Here is a 1524-nt window from a genome sequence, read left to right on the forward strand (position 1 = left end):
CTCCAAACCCATGCCTTTTAACCATTCAGAGATTATCTCTTTACACTTTTGAACAACGGTTAAATCACGCGCGAGAATTACGAAGTCATCGGCGTATCTTATTAAGGATATGCTTTTACATTTCTGTTGCCAGCTTATTTGTCCTTTTCCTGTTGACTTTTTAATGTCCAAGGTTTTGGCAAATTCCTTAATTCGATGTTCCATCCCGTGGAGAGCTATATTAGCCAGTAGTGGAGAAATGACTCCACCCTGGGGCGTACCCTCAAGTGTGGGAAACAACTGCTGTGGGTCCATCACCCCCGCTCTGAGCCATGCCCTGATTTGGCGGCGCAAAAGCGGGAATGTATTTAATTTTTTAAGCAGTGCTTCATGGTCGATTTTGTCGAAGCATTTGGCGATGTCGGCATCTAGCACATATTTTTGCTTATACCTAATCGCATTAAATATTGCCCCGATAGCATCTTGGCACGAGCGTCCAGGTCTGAACCCATATTGGTTCGGTTCAAATCGCGCTTCCCATTCTGGTTAAGCGTGCCAGTTTAACAAGCGCCTGCAATGCCCGGTCTTTCATTGTCGGGATTCCTAAAGGTCGCTTCTCTTCTGTACCAGGCTTGGGAATCCATACTCGCCTGGTTGGGCTGACCTTTGAACTCAGGTTTATATTTCCTATTAGGTCAAGGCGTTGCTTTGGGGTTAGTGATTTGACACCATCCACACCTGCCGTCTTTTTTCCTTTGTTATCCTGAGTAACCCTACGAACCGCTAAGCATTTTGCAGCCCAGGACTTCATCAACAACTTTTGGAGTCTGCGAAGTGCCTTAATATCACCACGATTGGCGGCTTGATAGATTCTTTTCTGCAACTTGAACACGACTTTTTCCAGCTTTCGCCAGGGGGTCTTGTTCCATTCATACATCGGTTTTACCGTGCTCATGACTTTTACATTGCTACTGGAGGCTCTATCTTCCGAGACACCGTGGGTCTGTCTGCATATCTCCCTCGTTACAGGGGAGCTTTCGCTTTTGACCCAATCTCTCCTTGCCGTTGCATCCGGTTAGCACCTACTCTGAAAATCGACTTTTCCAGAGAGCAAACGGTAGGTTATTTCGTTCCTGTTCGTCTTTGTTTAGAGCTTTTAGGGTGGTACTTTCCACCGGGTTTATTACAGAGTGCTTAGTTGGTCAAGCAAACAATCGCCAACCCTGCGGTAAATTGAAGGTAGAGTCCCTTTATTACCCATCCTTGCCCTTTTGGGACTCAAGCGCGTGTCAACCTGTTTCGCTGGTTATCGCTCACGATGGTTCGGATGTACTTTTGCTTTCGCTACCCATAAACTCCTGCTCGACGGGATTCTAGAATAGGTTTTCCAGTTACCGCCTTTTCACCCCGCTTTACGGATTGATGGCTAGTCGCTACCGTAGGGGTGATGCTTTCACCGCTGCACCTGCGGGATGGGACTTGAACAGTGTTCTCACCCACAAGACGAATAAGTTGTCATCTAACAAGGGATTAAAGTGCGAACTC

At 46.8% G+C, this 1524-nt stretch carries 1 pseudogene; it reads right to left on the minus strand.

Annotated features, from left to right (window positions below):
- Positions 1 to 916: pseudogene (locus QUA00_RS36650) on the minus strand (reverse transcriptase domain-containing protein); the annotation flags it as partial.
- Between the last annotated feature and the right edge of the window lie 608 nt (positions 917 to 1524).

The sequence above is a fragment of the Microcoleus sp. T2B6 genome, assembly GCF_036700475.1.
Lineage (GTDB): Bacteria > Cyanobacteriota > Cyanobacteriia > Cyanobacteriales > Microcoleaceae > Microcoleus.